The organism is Vibrio sp. Vb1980 (genome assembly GCF_033338615.1).
Classification (GTDB): domain Bacteria; phylum Pseudomonadota; class Gammaproteobacteria; order Enterobacterales; family Vibrionaceae; genus Vibrio; species Vibrio alginolyticus.
This window is the reverse complement of record NZ_JAWOSZ010000011.1, coordinates 135403-151320: the sequence shown is the minus strand read 5'-3', so window position 1 is coordinate 151320 and position 15918 is coordinate 135403. Positions and strand designations below refer to the sequence as shown.

Sequence of the window (15918 nt, the reverse complement as noted above, 5' to 3'; positions counted from 1 at the left end):
AAATACCATTGTTGAGAATAAATTGTGATGTAATTCAATTTTTTCTGGATTTTTTTATGCTTTTAAGGAATAATCCGCCTCCCTTAGTCGTCCCTAATGGCTTATCGCGGTTGTGTACTGTGCTGTGTTCCCGTCTGAATGGAATCAGTATCTGGATGGATCAGTATCGAATTGGAAGAGCATATGGGACTGTTTTTTTGTTTAATTAAGTAGGATCCCAATGCAAGATTCTGTTATTCAATTCAGTGATTTATCTCTGAATGATTCTATCCTTTCTGCTCTAGACGGAATGGGTTTCGTGTCACCAACTCCAATTCAGGCTGCGGCAATCCCACACCTATTGGAAGGTGCTGACGCGCTGGGTAAAGCTCAAACAGGTACAGGTAAAACAGCAGCGTTCTCTCTGCCTCTTCTCAACAAACTCGATCTAAACCAACGCAAACCGCAAGCGATTGTACTTGCTCCGACTCGTGAGCTGGCAATTCAGGTTGCAGCGGAAATGAAAAACCTTGGTAAAAACATCAAAGGTTTGAAAGTTCTAGAGATTTACGGTGGCGCATCTATTGTCGACCAAATGCGTGCTCTTAAAAGTGGCGCTCATGTAGTTGTCGGTACTCCAGGCCGTGTTCAAGATCTTATCAATCGCGAACGTCTACACCTAGACGAAGTTAGTACTTTCGTTCTTGATGAAGCAGACGAAATGCTAAACATGGGTTTCGTAGATGACGTAACTGCGATCATGGAGCACGCTCCAGAGTCAGCACAACGCGTTCTGTTTTCTGCAACTATGCCTCCAATGCTGAAGAAGATCGTTGAACGTTTCCTTCGTGACCCTGTAACGGTTGACGTTGCTGGTAAAAACCACACTGTAGACAAAGTTCAACAACAGTTCTGGGTAGTGAAAGGTGTAGAGAAAGATGAAGCAATGTCTCGTCTTCTTGAAACTGAAGAAACTGACGCGTCAATCGTATTCGTACGTACTCGTCAAGATACTGAGCGTCTGGCTGACTGGCTATCTGCACGTGGCTTCAAAGCAGCTGCACTGCACGGTGACATTCCTCAGTCTCTACGTGAGCGTACTGTTGATCACATCAAACAAGGTGTTATTGACATCCTAGTTGCAACTGATGTTGTAGCTCGTGGTCTTGACGTTCCACGTATTACGCACGTATTCAACTACGACATCCCATTTGATGTTGAGTCATACATCCACCGTATCGGTCGTACTGGCCGTGCTGGACGTAAGGGTAAAGCGATCCTTCTAGTTCGCACTAACCAAATTCGTATGCTTCGCACTATCGAGCGTGTAACTAAGTCATCTATGGAAGAAATCCAACTTCCTCTACGTGACCAAGTTGCTGAAGCTCGTCTAGCTAAGCTAGGCGCTGAGCTTGAAGCAGAGAAAGAGCACAAAGCACTAGACAAATTTGCTGAGTTGGTAGAGAAACTACAAACTTCTCTAGACATCGACCCAGCAACACTTGCTGCTATGCTTCTTAAGCGTCAGCAAGGCAAACGTCCTCTGTTCTACATTGGCGAAGACCCAATGGTTGAAGCAATTGAGCGTGACAAGCAACGTCGTAAAGAGCGTCGTGAAGGTGGTCGCGATGGCGGTCGTAACTTCAACAACCAAGACTGGGATACTTACCAGCTTCAAGTTGGTCGTGAGCAAGGCGTTCAAGTTAAAGACATCGTTGGCGCTCTAGCAAACGAACTAGGTCTAGGTAAAGGTTCTATCGGTGCGATCAAGCTAGCTCAAGGCCACACATTCGTACAGCTACCTAAAGCAATGACTTCAGACGCGGCGAACAAGCTAAGCAAACTACGTATCCGTCAACAAGATGTTGGTGCTGTAGTATGTGATTTCGATGATTTCCGCGAGTCTCGTGGTGGTCGCCGTGACGGTGGTCGTCGCGAAGGTGGTCGTCGTGATGGCGGTGGTTACCGTGGCAACCGCGAAGGCGGCAATCGTGGTGGTGATCGTCGTGAAGGCGGTCGTCGCGAAGGTGGTTTCCGTGGTAACCGTGACGGCAACCGCGATGGTAATCGTGAAGGTGGCGAACGTCGTTTCGATCGCAACCGTGGTGGTGATCACCGTGGTGCACATCGTGGTGAACGTGGTCACGGTCGTGGCCGTCGTACAGACGCATAATCACGAGTGATTAAAGCGACGGTTTAAGTTGCTACAAAAAGAATTGAAAGCCGAGCAAAGCGCTCGGCTTTTTTATGCGCGTCTAATACGGTTTTGCTTTTCATCGTGTTTGTTTACCCAACTTATTACTTCGTCTAAGGGCAGGGCAGAACAAGTAACCCTGAATGATGTCACAGCCTCGACTTCTCAAAAAATGCAGTGTGTCCATGTCTTGAACGCCTTCTGCTACGACCGAATACCCTAATCCATGTGCTAACGCAATCGTGTTCTCAACGATAGAGCGGGAGCCTTCAGTGCGGCTTGCTGTGAAAAGAAATTAACCAGCTTACCTTGAAACGTATTATCAATCTTTCGACGTTTTTGAGGTTATCTCATAATTTGAATCAGTCATTGGCCTTCAGGTTGTGTCATGTCTTCGATAGACTCAAAGCAGTATTTACGATTAGGGAGCCCAGTAAGAGCGTCATGGACAGCATTGCGCTTCTCTCTTTCAGCAACGGTATGAAGCTCGAATATCGAATCGTTGCTCCACTTAATCACCAGCACGACAAAGATACTGCCGCCAAAAAGTATAAGAGAAACCCCCGTTTCTAAGAGAGAAGCAATAGGTTTTTGCATGATGGCGTGCAAAAAAACGGCATAAGCAAAAATGAAACAGCTGATTAACAATAATAGGAAAGTCCACCCGGTTACGTCAGTTTTCGAGCAGATGTTTTTTGTCATCTGCCATCCCCAGCAGAGCAAAATCGAACCTAAGATCACTAATAGAAATGCAATAGTGGGCACATTATTACCCCGATTTATTGATTGGTTTGTTATTTTTGTTCACCCAATAAACAACGTATCTTATATATCTGACTTTGTACAAATTGATCTATTCATAAATTATCTTTAACAAGTGATATCTTTTAGCCTTCAAATAAAATGAAAACTTGCTACAGATCAACAAAATTTGTTCAATCAAATCGGTTTTACTAAAAGATTGTTGAAAGATTAAAAAATTATTGAATAATAGAGGGGCAAACAAGAAGTACGCAGCGCACAAGCGCTATTACAACCTCTGCTCTACAACAGGATAACTATTTCATGTCTAATTCGTTTGTACTGGTGATCAACTCTGGTAGCTCTTCATTAAAATTTGCTGTTATTGATTCTGAAACCGGTGAAGCTTTGGTATCAGGTATTGGTGAGTGTTTTGGTCTACCTGAAGCTGAAATCAGTTGGAAATATCAGGGAGAAAAAACCGTTGAAGCAATTCCAGCTGGCGGTAACCATCATCAGTACGCTGTTGAGCGAGTGGTAAAACTACTCGAAACTCTAGGTTTGAGCTCAAAATTTGTCGCTGTAGGCCATCGCATTGTCGCAGGCGGTGAAACCTTTAAAGGAACTGTGAAAGTTGATGAAACAGTTATTCAAGAAGTAGAGCGCCTTGCTGAACTTGCACCACTTCATAACAAAGCAAACGCTGAAGGCATGAGAGCGGCAATGGCGGCGTTCCCTTCACTGCCTCAATTTGCTGTATTTGACACTGCTTTCCACCAAACAATGCCAGCCAAAGCCTTTATGTACGCACTTCCTTACGAGCTTTACGAAGAGCATAAAGTGCGTCGTTACGGTGCTCACGGCACAAGCCACTACTACGTAAGCCGTGAAGCAGCGAAAATGCTAGATAAGCCGGTTGAAGAAAGCAGCTTTATCACTGTGCACTTAGGTAACGGTGCATCAGTGAGTGCGGTTAAAAATGGCGAATGTGTTGATACAAGTATGGGTTTGACGCCGTTAGCTGGCCTAATGATGGGTACTCGCTGTGGTGACCTCGACCCAAGTGTTATCGAGTTCCTTTTCCGTAAAGGCTGGGAAAAAGACGAAGTGTTCGAGATGATGAACAAGAAGTCAGGTTTCTTAGGTGTATCTGGTGTGACAAGTGATGCTCGTGGCGTACTAGAAGCAATGGAAGCGGGGAATTCACGTGCGAAGTTGGCATTTGAGATCTTCACTTACCGCGTTGCGAAATACATTACATCCTACCTCGCGGCTCTGGATTCATTAGACGGCATCATCTTCACTGGTGGTATTGGTGAAAACTCACTACCAATTCGTCGCGAAATCTTGAAAAACCTAAAACTGTTAGGTTTTGTTGAAGATGAGAAAGGTAACGAAGATGCAAGATTTGGTAACGCAGGTGTTATTGCAACATCTGAGTTGTTAGGTGCCAAAGCTCTTGTTATTCCTACTAACGAGGAATTTGTGATAGCTAAACAATCGGTTGAGTTATTGTAATATATAACGAAAACAGAAAGTTAAAAGCGAGCCTCGTGCTCGCTTTTTTATTTAAAGCAATTTGGTAATTACTCTTTGAGTTTCAGAGCTTCGCGCTTTTCGATTAAAAAATCCATCAAGACGCGGATTTTTTTCGGCATATGCTCTCGTGAAGGCATATATAAATAAAACCCTGGAAACTCTTTGCACCAAGGTGTCAGAACTCGGGTCAATTTTCCCTCATCTATGTGCTTTTCCACCCATAAATCAATATGCTTCACTAAACCCACACCCTGTATTGCAGCTTGTAACATACTATAGTCATCATTAAAAATAGCATTGCCTTTAGGCTCGAAAACGAGGGTGCGCTTTGCAACATCTGGAGAGGTTAGCGACCAATGATCAATTGTTCCGCTAGAGGTAAAACGATAAGCAAGGCAATTGTGACCTTCTAAATCCTCAGGAGTTTGAGGTAGTCCATTTTGCCTAAAGTATTCAGGAGAGCCCACTATTGCCGTTGTTAACGGCGGAGTAATAGGGATCGCAACCATATGTTCATCTAAGCTTAATCCTAAGCGAATGCCCGCGTCAACGCCCTCTGCGACGATGTTAGAAAACCCATCATCCATGATTAGCTCTAGGCGTATTTTAGGATAACGAGAGAGGAACTCACCTAGATAGGGCTCAATAAGCAGCCGAGCAGCGGTTCTTGATACACTGATACGGATTAATCCCGAAGGCTCAAGATGAGAGTCGTTCAATTCGTTAACGACCTGCTCAATGTTCACCAATGAAGGTTGCAAAATATCAAGCAGACGTTGGCCTTCTTCCGTCAGCGACATACTTCTGGTGGTTCGATTAATTAACCGAACTTGTAGCTGTTGTTCTAACGCTTTTAGGTGTTGTGATAAGGCAGCACGGGTTACCCCCATTTCTAAGGCTGCTTTGGTGAAACTGCGATGGCGAGCAATATGTGCAAACCACGTCAGTGATGAAATTAAAGAAGGTTCGATTCTCATTTGTTAAGTATAACTAAACAGTCATGTAGATAAAACGATATTTATCCGAAACAGTGTGTTGACTAATATTACATCGAAGCTTAGGTCAGCCTGAGATGAACAGTTAACCTCTAATGGAGAATGTCGCTATGTCTAAAGTCACTTTCAAAAATCTCAATGGTCAAGGTATTGAGATTTCAGCGGTTATCAACTTCCCTACAGATTTTGATGCAAGTAAACAATATGCGGCGGTTGTTGTTTCACACCCAGGTGGTGGCGTAAAAGAGCAAACCGCAGGCCTATATGCGAGTAAACTTGCAAAAAGCGGCATAATTGCCATTGCGTTTGACCGTTCGTATCAAGGTGAAAGTACAGGTGAGCCTCGCCAAATGGAAAACCCTTACACGAGTACTGAAGACGTGAGCGCAGTCGTCGACTATCTGACAACGTTAGAGTACGTCGATAACGATAAAATTGGCGCAATGGGGATTTGTGCTGGTGCGGGCTATAGTGCAAATGCAGCGATCAATGATCGTCGAATCAAAGCACTGGGTATGGTTAGTGCCGTAAACATTGGCCAAATGTTCCGTAATGGTTGGGATAATTCGGTTAACGATGCTGACGCTGTTGGTTACTTAGAATTTGGTTCGAATGCTCGCACAACCGACACGAATGGTACAGAATTCGCGACTATTCCTCTAGCTCCGATGCGTGAAGAAGATGCCTCAAATGCAGAGCTACGCGAAGCTTGGGAGTATTACCACACACCACGTTGTGAACATCCAAATGCGCCGGGTTTTGCTCTAACTCGTAACTTAAACCAGATCATTACTTACGATGCGTACCACAAAGCGGAAGCATTCCTAACTCAGCCAATTCTTGCTGTCGTTGGTAGTGACGCAGGCAGCAAATGGATGAGTGATGACCTGATAGAACGTGCAGCGAGTTCAGATAAAACCTTGTATGCCATTGATGGTGCAAACCATATGTCGCTTTATGATGTTGCCGAATACGTCGATGACGCAGTATCCCAACTCGCATCTTTCTTCCAACGCACTCTTTAATATTCCCGATGAAAGGCTCAATTGCTTCGAGCCTTTCTGCTCTCAAGGCTTTTTACTCTTAAGATATTGATTATGAATATGCAAAAAATCACTTTTAGAAATGCTGATATGTCTTGGGATATGTCTGCATTAATTTTATTCCCAGAAGGCTTCAATGAATCGAAACGCTACCCAACAATGATAAGTGTTCATCCTTTTGGTAGTTGTAAAGAACAAACATCCAGCGCTGTCTATGGTAAAGCCCTTGCTGAGTTAGGTTACGTCGTGATCGCATTTGACGCGAGCTTCCAAGGAGAATCGGGAGGATTGCCTCGCTACGTAGAAGACCCAAGTCAACGTGTTGAAGATATCAGTCGCGTTATCGACTATGCAGTAACTTTACCATATGTCGATGAGAATAGAATTGGTGGACTCGGTATCTGCGGCGGTGGTGGTTACATGATCAATTCAGCCCTAACCGAAAAGCGCTTGAAAGCTGTCGTAGGTATTACGCCTGTTAACTTAGGCCGCTTGTTCCGTGAAGGCTTTAGTATGTACGACCCTATCGCCAATCTTGAGGCTATGGCTGCACAGAGAACAGCCGAAGCTCGCGGCTCAGAGCTGAAAATCGATGAACTTCTTCCTCCAAATATTGAATTTGCAAAAGAAAATGGATTAACAGAACGAGACGTGTTCGAAGCTACTGAATACTACAAAACATCACGTGGACAAACCGAAGGTGGTGCAACTCGTATGCTGTTTTCACATGCACAGAAAACACTGAGCTGGGATGCCTTTGCATTTGCCGAAACGTTATTGACTCAGCCTGTTATGGCCGTCGTAGGGCAAAAAGTCGGGGCGTTTGGTGCTTATCGTGATGGGCAGGAAATTTATGGCCGCTCTGTTCAATCAAAAGACCGACAGCTGGTTAATTTGGAAAATTGGTCTCACTATGAACTGTATGACCATCCAGAAGCAGTCGGCATTGCAATGGACAAGGTTTCTGCATTCCTTGAAACACACTTAAAATAATCTAATAAGTTAGAAGCGTTTTGTAGAGTTGCAAAGCGCTTATTTTTAACAGCGTAAGATGTAGTTCGAAGCGAGTAGGTCGGTAAATCTTCGTGCGAATAACCTCATCTACAGGCTATTGACTAAATACCACTGCCAAATACTGTTTAAGACAATGTACACTGAAACCTAATTAAAGGCGTTAGATAGGAATGAAGTTTAATTTATGCGCAAATCAGATAAGAAGGTCGAGAATCTAATTAGAGGAGTGTTGACCGAAGTTTGTGAAGATACGCTAAAAGGCTACGATGGCTTTCTTTGGGTGACTCATACCGTCAAATTCTCTTCTTTTCCACAAAGTTTAGAAATAGTCTGCGTATTCGAAACGAAGCAAGATCGAGCTAACTTTTTTGAAGGAGAGGGCCGCCAGCATGTTTCCACAACTATTCAAAAGGCATTTAATAAGGCAGGAGTGCAACTAAAGAACGCCAGTAAGCAAATCAGTTACGATACAAAACAAAAGTGTTAGTGCGGGCAGCAATGGTCCTTAATAAAATGGTGCTTGGCTACCTTGCTATAAAAATGCAAAGGGCACTGGATGGGCAATGAAGCTTCAGCTCACTTAGATATACATCGGTGTAACTATGAGTTATGGAGTTATGGATTGTGAATACGGTTGGTTTTCTAATGTTGCCTTAAGAGGCCATGATTAGTCGTTTACAATGAGTAAAGTACAAACTTCTGCATGGTGGATATCCGCAGAAAATTATTGAAAAGAAAGGCTCTAGCTGGAGCGGTCTATCATTTTCTTTGGGTTACCTCGACTATGAATAGCTTAATTGCTATGTTTCGCAAAATATATGGATATTCTTCTGCTCGTTATCTTCAGATGCCGTGCAGAAGAATGTGTTTGCCGGCTGAGGGAAAAATGAAAACCAAAATAATAATGTCTTTTCTACTCGCTACATTATGTGTCAGTGTCAGCGCCAGTACGAATGAGCCGAAATACCATTCTGCGCTAACAGTCAAAACGGGATTCAGTGAAGACAGAGACAAGCCTGTGGAAGTCTATTATTGGTATCCCACAACGAACGAAAAAAACAACTTCTCGTTTGGTAGGGGGAACATTTTTAAATCAGTCGAAACGCAGTTAGATGCCCCTTTAGCAAGTGGAAAATTTCCCGTTGTGCTTTTGTCGCAGGGCGGAACACGGTCAGCGTTTTCTCACAGTGGTTGGATAGCCTCGAGCCTGGCGCAACAAGGTTATGTCGTTGTGGTACCAAAGCCTCCTGCACCGAACGAAATCAATGCAGAAATGGCTGTTGATGAAATCACATTCAGAACCAGTGATTTGGTGCTTGGGCTGAACGAATTAAGTTCGGTCGGGATACTGTCCGGAGGCGTAGATACTGATGCAGTGCAGGGGGTCGGCTTTTTTCTGGGCGGCACATCTATGCTGATGCTCTCCGGAGCGCAAATAAGCCCGGAGAAATATCGAACATCGTGTCACAACGCCACCAATGTAGACTGTCATTGGTTACGTGAAAATAACGTTGATATTACCAGCATCCCGGATCAAAAATTCCCCCGATTTCAGTCTGAAAACAAACTGAAATCGGTCGTCGTTATCAACCCTGAGCTAACGAAAACTTTTGTCCCTGAAACTCTGGCCTTGATGAACAATGCTATCACCGTGGTGGCGCTCTCTGATCGGCTACATCCCGCACTGACACCAGCCGAATCACTTGTTGCTCTTCCCAATGTGACGTTTCAAGAGATCCCCAGTGCGAGTCAGTTTAGTGCGTTCGCAGAATGTACTGAGCGTGGCATTAAAATTCTCGCATCAGAAGGGGAGGAAGCACTTTGCCAGGAGCGTGACGAGGTTTCCAGAAAGGACAATCACCAGAAAATTTTGGATGTAATTCTGACTAGCCTAACAAAGCCACAAGAATAGCAACAATGTGACACTTTCTTACACATTGTCTGTTCGAGTAAGCAAAGCGAGGAGTAAGTTTTTGCAGGCTTATCCTTTCACCATAGTGCAAGGCCTACTAGTGACCGTGTTATTTGCTCTAACTAAGTACTTGTACCAACATTTTGAAACTTAGAAGAACACACAAAATACCAACGATTTTCTTAAGAACTTTATTTGGGAAATACGCTGCACAACGCACGCCGAGGCTAGTAGTTAAGTAGCTACTAATGGAGAAGCTGAGCATTGCAGGAAGGTATATGTATCCTAATACTAAGTTGTTCCAATCTGTGTTTCCCCATCCGTTTAACATGTAACCGAGGCTTCCTGACAGCGCGATAGGGAAACCTATCGCAGCAGAGGTACCAATAGCACGTTTTACCTCAAAATTTTGCTGGACAAGATAGGGGATGATCAACCCCGCACCGCTTATAGAGACAAGTGCTGATACAGAGCCAATCACCGAGCCTACAGTGATATTACCGATAGCTCCATGTGGGTTCGGGTTGTACTCATTTTCAGTGTTGAGGAACATCTTATAAGCAACATACAACATGAATACGCTAAAAAAGCCTGCCAGATAGACGCCTTGTAGATACGATGCTACGAATGTGGCGCAAAATGTTCCGACTAGAACTCCGCTCAACATTTTTACTACCATTGTCGAGTCTACATTCTCTTTTTTGTAGTGAGCGCGCATGCTGCCCAATGTTGTAACAATCATCGAAGCCATTGATGTCCCCAACGCAAGATGCACTACTTCCGTATCAGCTATTCCCTGTAGTGAAAATAGAAACGCAAAAATAGGGACGGCCATTCCACCACCACCCACACCAACAAGTCCTGCGAGAAAGCCAATGCCCAAGCCTGCTGTAATGTAATAGATAATAAAGATAGGTTCGTTCATGATGGTTCTGCCTTCGATAAAATGGTCGTTGCTAAAATGTTACTCGAACGTGAACTTGCTATGGTAACGTTAAGAGGACAGAAAGTAATGAATAATGGCCAAAATGGAATTGAGTAAATAAAGTGACAAACTCTGATTACAGCGAATGGAAAAATGGCGCCGCACTGATCGCTAAGGAGTGGCAGCATGAAAGGAGCGACTTCAACCATTTGGATCAACGGCCACATAATTGGCACAGTCATCATCGAGGCCAGTTACTGTGTATAGATGAAGGGCTAATACAGGTAAAAACCGATGAAGGAACGTGGATACTACCACCTCACCGAGCTGGTTGGATCCCCCCGGGTGCGATGCACAGTGTTTATTTTTGTGGTTCTCTGAAAGGTCGTTCATTACTGTTTACTCCAGAGAGTTGTGAGCGGTTTCCAATGAGACCTTGTGTTATCCAAATGAGCGATGTGTTGAAAGCCCTATCGGTTAGAGCATCGATATGGAGCAAAACAGACGATCTATCCATACAGTCTTTACGTATTCTTGCCGTAATATCCGATGAAATCGTCAATAGCCCTCATGAGTCACTCCACATCCCACTGCCCAGAGATCCGAGACTGCAAAAAGTTACTCAAGCAATTTTAATAGACCCAAACAGCAAGCATTCTGTAGAGCATTGGGCCAATATTGGGGCAGTCTCATCTCGGACGTTAAGACGATTGATTCGAAGTGAGTTAAACATGAGTTTTAGTGAATGGCGGCAACAAGTACTGCTAATACATTCATTAGAAATGATAGCTAGAGGGGAATCGGTGGGAGATATTGCACATGCTTTGGGTTATTCGACGCCCAGCAACTTTATCGCGATGTTTCGTCGGGTCTATGGCGATTCACCTACGCGTTACTTTTCTAATCGCGGAATATAATTTCCGTGCTCGCATGCTCATGATGTTCCCCTAATTATTTTTAATCAAAAAAGGTAAATATTGAAAAGATTAATTGTTATGTTATAACATTGCTTTGTTTGGGGCTCTACAATTTGTTGTTTAAAGAATTGATCTCACAACCAGTAGTCTCCTATTGAGAGAGAGTAAACGTTGATTTCTTCACAAGCGTTGTCTGACTTGACTCTACATGGGGTGGGACTGTGTCAATATGTCCGTGAACTAGAGCGAAATCGTAACGATTACTAGGTCTCATAGCCCTAGAATATCAACGTTATTAAAACCTTTACCTGACCTTTTTAACGCTTGGGAGGAAGATATATGAGCATTGATGTAGTTGAGAACCCGCTTCGTGTCCAAACAACATCATCGTTGGCGATATCGACATCAGCGAACATACTTAGCGACATCTACAAACCAGAGCACAATATTGCCATATGGCAGCGAACGCTCTCGAAAGAGTTGACGAAGGACATTAATCTGATGCTGGCACAGGAGCCTAGATTGGCACTGGTACAAAGTGTCACGCCAGATGATGCTGCACAATGGGTACGAAGCAAGTTAGAGGGCTATGCGTGTGCTGATGCGCTGAGTGAAGATGTTGCTTTAATCGTCGATATGTTCTGCTGTTTGTTTGAGGTTAAAGAAGCAGGTTTGAGGCTAACTCGCCTAGACAGCCCGATGTGCCCGAAATTTCACTTTGATCGTGTGCCTTGCAGACTTGTCATAACTTATACCGGCCGAGCGACCGAATGGTTAACCAACGATACCATTGATCGCACTAAACTCGGTGCCGGTAGTCTTGGTCAACCTGATCACCTATCGGGATTATACGACTCTGAAAGTGCAATACGACGAATGCAGCCTGGCGATGTTGCCCTGCTCAAAGGAAGTGGTTGGGAAGGCAATGAAGCCACTGGAGTTATACATCGCTCTCCACATGTTGCAGACAATGAACGTCGCTTACTACTCACATTGGATTTCATCTAGAGATATGAGAAAGCTCAAAACGGTAGATGACGTCATGAAGCAGGTAGAGAAAATCTGCCTGCTGCGAGGTAAACAACTCACTACTAAACGGAAATTGATACTGACTTCGCTGCTATATGCGGAGAAGCCGCTTTCTGCCTACGAACTAGTTGACTACTGCAATCACAACTTTTCTCAAAACATTCAAGCGATGTCGGTTTATCGAATACTCGATTTCCTTGAAGCAGAGCACTTTGTCCATAAGCTCAATACATCTAGTAAATACGTCGTTTGTTCTCAAATCGCGTGCGATCAGGAGCATGGCGTTCCACAGTTTTTGATTTGCTCTCAGTGTGGAAAGGTTAGTGAAATAGCGGTTGAAGCCAATGTTATTTCTAGCGTATGTGCGAAAGCCATACAAGAAGGCTTCACCGTTCTTAGCCCACAATTTGAGATTTCCTGTGTTTGCGATGAATGCGCAAACCGCCCCCTATGAGGCAGACACACGATCTCCCCTTATAGCTTCACAAGGTGACCGAGTATTGGCCACATTTATAAATTATCTAAAAGAATGAATTATGTCAGCAACATTGATTAAAAACGCTCGGGTGGTCAACGAAGGAGCCATTACCGAAACAGATTTACGTATTGTTGATCAAAGAATTGACAAGATTGCTACTAATATATCCGTACAACACGGAGATATTGTAATTGATGCTAAAGGGGCTTATTTACTGCCAGGCATGATTGACGATCAAGTGCATTTCCGAGAACCTGGGCTGACACATAAAGGCACAATTGCAAGCGAGTCGCGGGCAGCGGTAGCCGGCGGTATTACAAGCTACATGGAAATGCCCAATGTTAGTCCGGCTACAACGACTATTGACTCGTTAGAGCGCAAGTTCGCTCTCGCTAAAGAAAGCTCGTTTGCGAATTATTCTTTCTACCTCGGTGCAACCGAAGACAATCTTGAACAGATTAAACAACTTAACCCCAAACAACATTGTGGTGTGAAAGTATTTATGGGGGCATCAACAGGAAATTTGTTAGTCGAAGATCCGCAAGCGTTGGAGTCAATTTTTCGTGACTCTCCAGTACTCATTGTTACTCATTGTGAAAGTGGGACTGTTATTAAACAAAACCAGCAAAAGCAAAGGCTTAAGAAGCCAGGTTTCACTATCGAAGACCATCCCATTTTGCGTGACGAAGAGGCCTGTTACGCTTCATCTTCTTATGCGGTAGAACTTGCCAAAAAGTATCACAGCCAACTGCATGTGCTGCACATCACAACGGCGAAGGAGCTAGCACTTTTTGACGAGGGAGACATTCGAGATAAATCAATCACCGCGGAGGCTTGTGTTCACCATCTTTGGTTCAGCAACAAAGATTATGGCGCTCTTGGTAATTTGATCAAATGTAATCCTTCAATCAAGTTTCCTAGTGACCGCGATGCGTTGTTAAAAGCGTTAAATACGGGGCAAATAGATATCATTGCAACAGATCACGCTCCTCACACTTGGCAAGAAAAACAAGTGCCTTACGAGCAGGCTCCAGCCGGACTGCCGTTAGTTCAGCATGCGTTACTTACTCTCTTCGAGCATGTCCGTTTAGGTCATATGAGTTTGACTCAAGTAGTCGAAAAAACTGCGCACAACCCGGCCATTCGCTATGGCATTCAAGGCCGAGGTTTTATTCGTGAAGGTTACTACGCCGATTTGGTGTTGGTTGATGCTCATACCCCAACACGAGTTAGCAACGAAAACAGTTTATATCACTGTGGTTGGTCGCCTTTTGCTGGACATGAATTTTCAGCTCAAATTCAAAAGACTTGGGTCAATGGCGCGCTAGTTTATGCCAATAACAAAGTCATCGATAAACCAGCTGGAGCGATGCGTTTATCCTTCAATCGTTAAGTCGCTGACCGCAAAGAAAGAGCCATAAACAAACTGGAAGCATTATGTTAAGAAGAAACCCAACGGGCCATATGCCACAGGTGTCCTCAACAGCCTTTATCGATCCAACCGCTATTATCTGTGGCAAAGTCATTATTGAGGATAACGTTTTTATTGGACCCTATGCTGTTATTCGAGCTGACGAAGTTAATAACCATGGAGACATGGAAGCTATCGTCATCAAACGTGACACCAATATCCAAGATGGTGTCGTAATTCACTCTAAGGCAGGGGCTGCGGTGACCATTGGTGAGCGCTCATCCATTGCTCATCGTTCGATTATTCATGGTCCTTGCCAGGTTTGTGATGATGTTTTCATTGGCTTCAACTCCGTCGTGTTCAATAGCGTCATCGGTGAGAGGTGTGTTATTCGTCATAACTGTGTCGTCGATGGCCTCGATTTACCCGCTTATTTCCATGTACCACCGATGACCAATATTGGTGTCGGTTTTGATTTAGAGAGTATCTCTAAAGTGCCGCCAGAATATTCAGCTTTTTCCGAATCCGTCGTTTCTGCCAACCATGAACTAGTCCAAGGCTACCGGAGAATTGCCAATGAACTTTAATAAGCCACTGATTTCGCGAGTGCCGACTAACATCATCACTGGCTTTCTCGGGGTGGGGAAAACATCGGCAATAATGCACTTATTGACCCATAAACCGAGTCATGAACGTTGGGCTGTATTGGTCAATGAATTTGGCGAAGTTGGTATTGATGGCAGCTTGTTACAAGGCCAAAAAAAACAACAAGACCAAGTGTTTATTCGAGAGGTCCCCGGGGGATGTATGTGCTGTGCAGCAGGTCTTCCGATGCAAATCGCCTTAAATCAATTATTGTCTGAAGCAAGGCCAGATCGATTGTTGATTGAGCCTACAGGCCTTGGTCATCCTAAAGAAGTACTGCAAGTGCTATCGACCGAGTATTATCGTCAAATTCTCGCTTTGCAAAAAAACATTACTTTAGTCGATGCACGTAAACTATCGGATCCTAAGTACACTGAGCATGAAACGTTTAACCAGCAAATCACTATCGCAGATACAGTGGTAGGTAATAAGCGCGATCTCTATCAAGATGAAGATGAGCAAAAGCTGACGGCTTATATAGCAAAGCTCGGTCTGCGGGAAACAAAAGTGATTTTCGCTGAACATGGCGCTATCCCTTTTCATGAATGTGAGGGAGCGACTCGTATTGACGTGCAAAAAACGCCCTCTGTTCTTTATCGTGAAAGAGAGAAAAAGTCACTTGTTCCTGAGTTGCCTATGCCTGAGAGCGGCATTCTAAAAGCAACCAATCAGGGGGAAGGTTTCTACAGTATCGGTTGGCGTATATCCGCTGAAAACGTGTTCGAACATCAAAAGCTGAGATTATTGCTGCTCGACCTCAAGGTCGAACGAATGAAAGCGGTTTTTATCACGGGAAGCGGTATTTTTGGTTACAATCTAACATCAGATGGACTCACAGAATTTGAACTAGACGAGTGTTCAGAAAGCCGCCTAGAACTGATCTCTTCCGGTCTAGATGACCAATTTGAAGATAGATTATTTCGATGTTTGGAGAAGGCATCATGATAGAAAAGAGAAAACTCTCCTTTTAACCATAATGTCTTACCTCCTTAAAATTCTAGTGGGGTTTCTTTTAAAGCTGCGCTTAGGGCACTTATGCTGCCGTATTAGGGTGGGGTTAGTACCCGTATTTTCTGCCTATGCGGTTCAGGCACAG

At 44.1% G+C, this 15918-nt stretch carries 15 protein-coding genes and 1 pseudogene; 12 read left to right on the top strand and 4 right to left on the bottom strand.

Annotated elements, in window-relative coordinates; all coding sequences use genetic code 11:
* Positions 1–220 precede the first annotated feature (220 nt).
* The gene (locus tag R7F64_RS16740; RefSeq protein WP_104976537.1) at positions 221–2152 is read left to right on the top strand and encodes a DEAD/DEAH box helicase; all 1932 of its coding nucleotides are present in this window, start codon (positions 221–223) and stop codon (positions 2150–2152) included.
* A gap of 100 nt (positions 2153–2252) precedes the next feature.
* On the opposite strand, the gene R7F64_RS24550 is transcribed toward R7F64_RS16740, so the two are convergent.
* Together R7F64_RS24550 and R7F64_RS24545 are read right to left on the bottom strand one after the other, a co-directional pair.
* A complete protein-coding gene (locus R7F64_RS24550) occupies positions 2253–2414 on the bottom strand; it encodes an EAL domain-containing protein (protein ID WP_262640094.1) in 162 nt (53 codons plus the stop codon).
* A 140-nt stretch (positions 2415–2554) separates the two neighbouring features.
* Positions 2555–2875 (bottom strand): annotated as a pseudogene (locus tag R7F64_RS24545) (GGDEF domain-containing protein); the annotation flags it as partial.
* 363 nt (positions 2876–3238) lie between these two features.
* Here R7F64_RS24545 and R7F64_RS16730 point away from each other — a divergent pair.
* Positions 3239–4432: an acetate/propionate family kinase gene (locus tag R7F64_RS16730; protein WP_005386205.1), complete on the top strand. Its 1194-nt coding sequence runs from the start codon at positions 3239–3241 to the stop codon at positions 4430–4432.
* Between the two features lie 68 nt (positions 4433–4500).
* Here R7F64_RS16730 and R7F64_RS16725 read toward each other — a convergent pair whose 3' ends face one another.
* A complete protein-coding gene (locus R7F64_RS16725) occupies positions 4501–5430 on the bottom strand; it encodes a LysR family transcriptional regulator (protein ID WP_130545540.1) in 930 nt (309 codons plus the stop codon).
* Positions 5431–5558: 128 nt separating this feature from the next.
* On the opposite strand from R7F64_RS16725, the gene R7F64_RS16720 reads away from it, so the two are divergent.
* The 4 genes from R7F64_RS16720 (at position 5559) to R7F64_RS16705 (ending at position 9417) form a co-directional block, all read left to right on the top strand.
* The gene (locus R7F64_RS16720; protein ID WP_017821078.1) at positions 5559–6473 is read left to right on the top strand and encodes an alpha/beta hydrolase; all 915 of its coding nucleotides are present in this window, start codon (positions 5559–5561) and stop codon (positions 6471–6473) included.
* 72 nt (positions 6474–6545) lie between these two features.
* Positions 6546–7484, top strand: a complete 939-nt coding sequence (locus R7F64_RS16715; RefSeq protein WP_017635745.1) for an alpha/beta hydrolase — start codon at positions 6546–6548, stop codon at positions 7482–7484.
* 205 nt (positions 7485–7689) lie between these two features.
* A complete protein-coding gene (locus tag R7F64_RS16710) occupies positions 7690–7992 on the top strand; it encodes a hypothetical protein (protein WP_054579645.1) in 303 nt (100 codons plus the stop codon).
* Positions 7993–8208: 216 nt separating this feature from the next.
* Positions 8209–9417, top strand: a complete 1209-nt coding sequence (locus R7F64_RS16705; protein ID WP_240694219.1) for an alpha/beta hydrolase family protein — start codon at positions 8209–8211, stop codon at positions 9415–9417.
* 118 nt (positions 9418–9535) lie between these two features.
* Here the strand turns inward: R7F64_RS16705 and R7F64_RS16700 are convergent, their stop codons facing one another.
* Entirely contained in the window at positions 9536–10342 is an 807-nt protein-coding gene (locus R7F64_RS16700; protein WP_064354623.1) for a sulfite exporter TauE/SafE family protein, read from the bottom strand.
* Positions 10343–10464: 122 nt separating this feature from the next.
* Here R7F64_RS16700 and R7F64_RS16695 point away from each other — a divergent pair, with 122 nt between their 5' ends.
* From R7F64_RS16695 to R7F64_RS16670, 6 genes are all read left to right on the top strand, one after another.
* Positions 10465–11259 (top strand): AraC family transcriptional regulator, encoded by a 795-nt coding sequence (locus R7F64_RS16695; RefSeq protein ID WP_054729357.1) that lies wholly within the window; start codon positions 10465–10467, stop codon positions 11257–11259.
* Between the two features lie 339 nt (positions 11260–11598).
* Positions 11599–12267 carry a DUF1826 domain-containing protein gene (locus R7F64_RS16690; protein WP_053303733.1) on the top strand — a complete coding sequence of 223 codons (669 nt, stop codon included), beginning with the start codon at positions 11599–11601 and terminating at the stop codon, positions 12265–12267.
* 4 nt (positions 12268–12271) lie between these two features.
* On the top strand, positions 12272–12742 hold the full coding sequence (locus R7F64_RS16685) for a Fur family transcriptional regulator (RefSeq protein WP_017821073.1): 471 nt from the start codon (positions 12272–12274) through the stop codon (positions 12740–12742).
* Between the two features lie 82 nt (positions 12743–12824).
* Positions 12825–14159, top strand: a complete 1335-nt coding sequence (locus R7F64_RS16680) for a dihydroorotase (RefSeq protein ID WP_047104476.1) — start codon at positions 12825–12827, stop codon at positions 14157–14159.
* Between the two features lie 44 nt (positions 14160–14203).
* Positions 14204–14764: a carbonate dehydratase gene (locus R7F64_RS16675; RefSeq protein WP_017821071.1), complete on the top strand. Its 561-nt coding sequence runs from the start codon at positions 14204–14206 to the stop codon at positions 14762–14764.
* Positions 14754–15767 carry a CobW family GTP-binding protein gene (locus R7F64_RS16670; protein ID WP_170890052.1) on the top strand — a complete coding sequence of 338 codons (1014 nt, stop codon included), beginning with the start codon at positions 14754–14756 and terminating at the stop codon, positions 15765–15767. The genes R7F64_RS16675 and R7F64_RS16670 overlap by 11 nt, the downstream gene beginning before the upstream one ends.
* Positions 15768–15918: the final 151 nt, after the last annotated feature.

Coding starts and splice junctions, on each gene's coding strand:
- R7F64_RS16725 (WP_130545540.1), bottom strand. CDS start 5,430: ATGAGAATCGAACCTTCTTTAATTTCATCACTGACGTGGTTTGCACAT.
- R7F64_RS16700 (WP_064354623.1), bottom strand. CDS start 10,342: ATGAACGAACCTATCTTTATTATCTATTACATTACAGCAGGCTTGGGC.
- R7F64_RS16715 (WP_017635745.1), top strand. CDS start 6,546: ATGAATATGCAAAAAATCACTTTTAGAAATGCTGATATGTCTTGGGAT.
- R7F64_RS16740 (WP_104976537.1), top strand. CDS start 221: ATGCAAGATTCTGTTATTCAATTCAGTGATTTATCTCTGAATGATTCT.
- R7F64_RS16680 (WP_047104476.1), top strand. CDS start 12,825: ATGTCAGCAACATTGATTAAAAACGCTCGGGTGGTCAACGAAGGAGCC.
- R7F64_RS16705 (WP_240694219.1), top strand. CDS start 8,209: ATGGTGGATATCCGCAGAAAATTATTGAAAAGAAAGGCTCTAGCTGGA.
- R7F64_RS16670 (WP_170890052.1), top strand. CDS start 14,754: ATGAACTTTAATAAGCCACTGATTTCGCGAGTGCCGACTAACATCATC.
- R7F64_RS16690 (WP_053303733.1), top strand. CDS start 11,599: ATGAGCATTGATGTAGTTGAGAACCCGCTTCGTGTCCAAACAACATCA.
- R7F64_RS16720 (WP_017821078.1), top strand. CDS start 5,559: ATGTCTAAAGTCACTTTCAAAAATCTCAATGGTCAAGGTATTGAGATT.
- R7F64_RS16710 (WP_054579645.1), top strand. CDS start 7,690: ATGCGCAAATCAGATAAGAAGGTCGAGAATCTAATTAGAGGAGTGTTG.
- R7F64_RS16675 (WP_017821071.1), top strand. CDS start 14,204: ATGTTAAGAAGAAACCCAACGGGCCATATGCCACAGGTGTCCTCAACA.
- R7F64_RS16730 (WP_005386205.1), top strand. CDS start 3,239: ATGTCTAATTCGTTTGTACTGGTGATCAACTCTGGTAGCTCTTCATTA.
- R7F64_RS16685 (WP_017821073.1), top strand. CDS start 12,272: ATGAGAAAGCTCAAAACGGTAGATGACGTCATGAAGCAGGTAGAGAAA.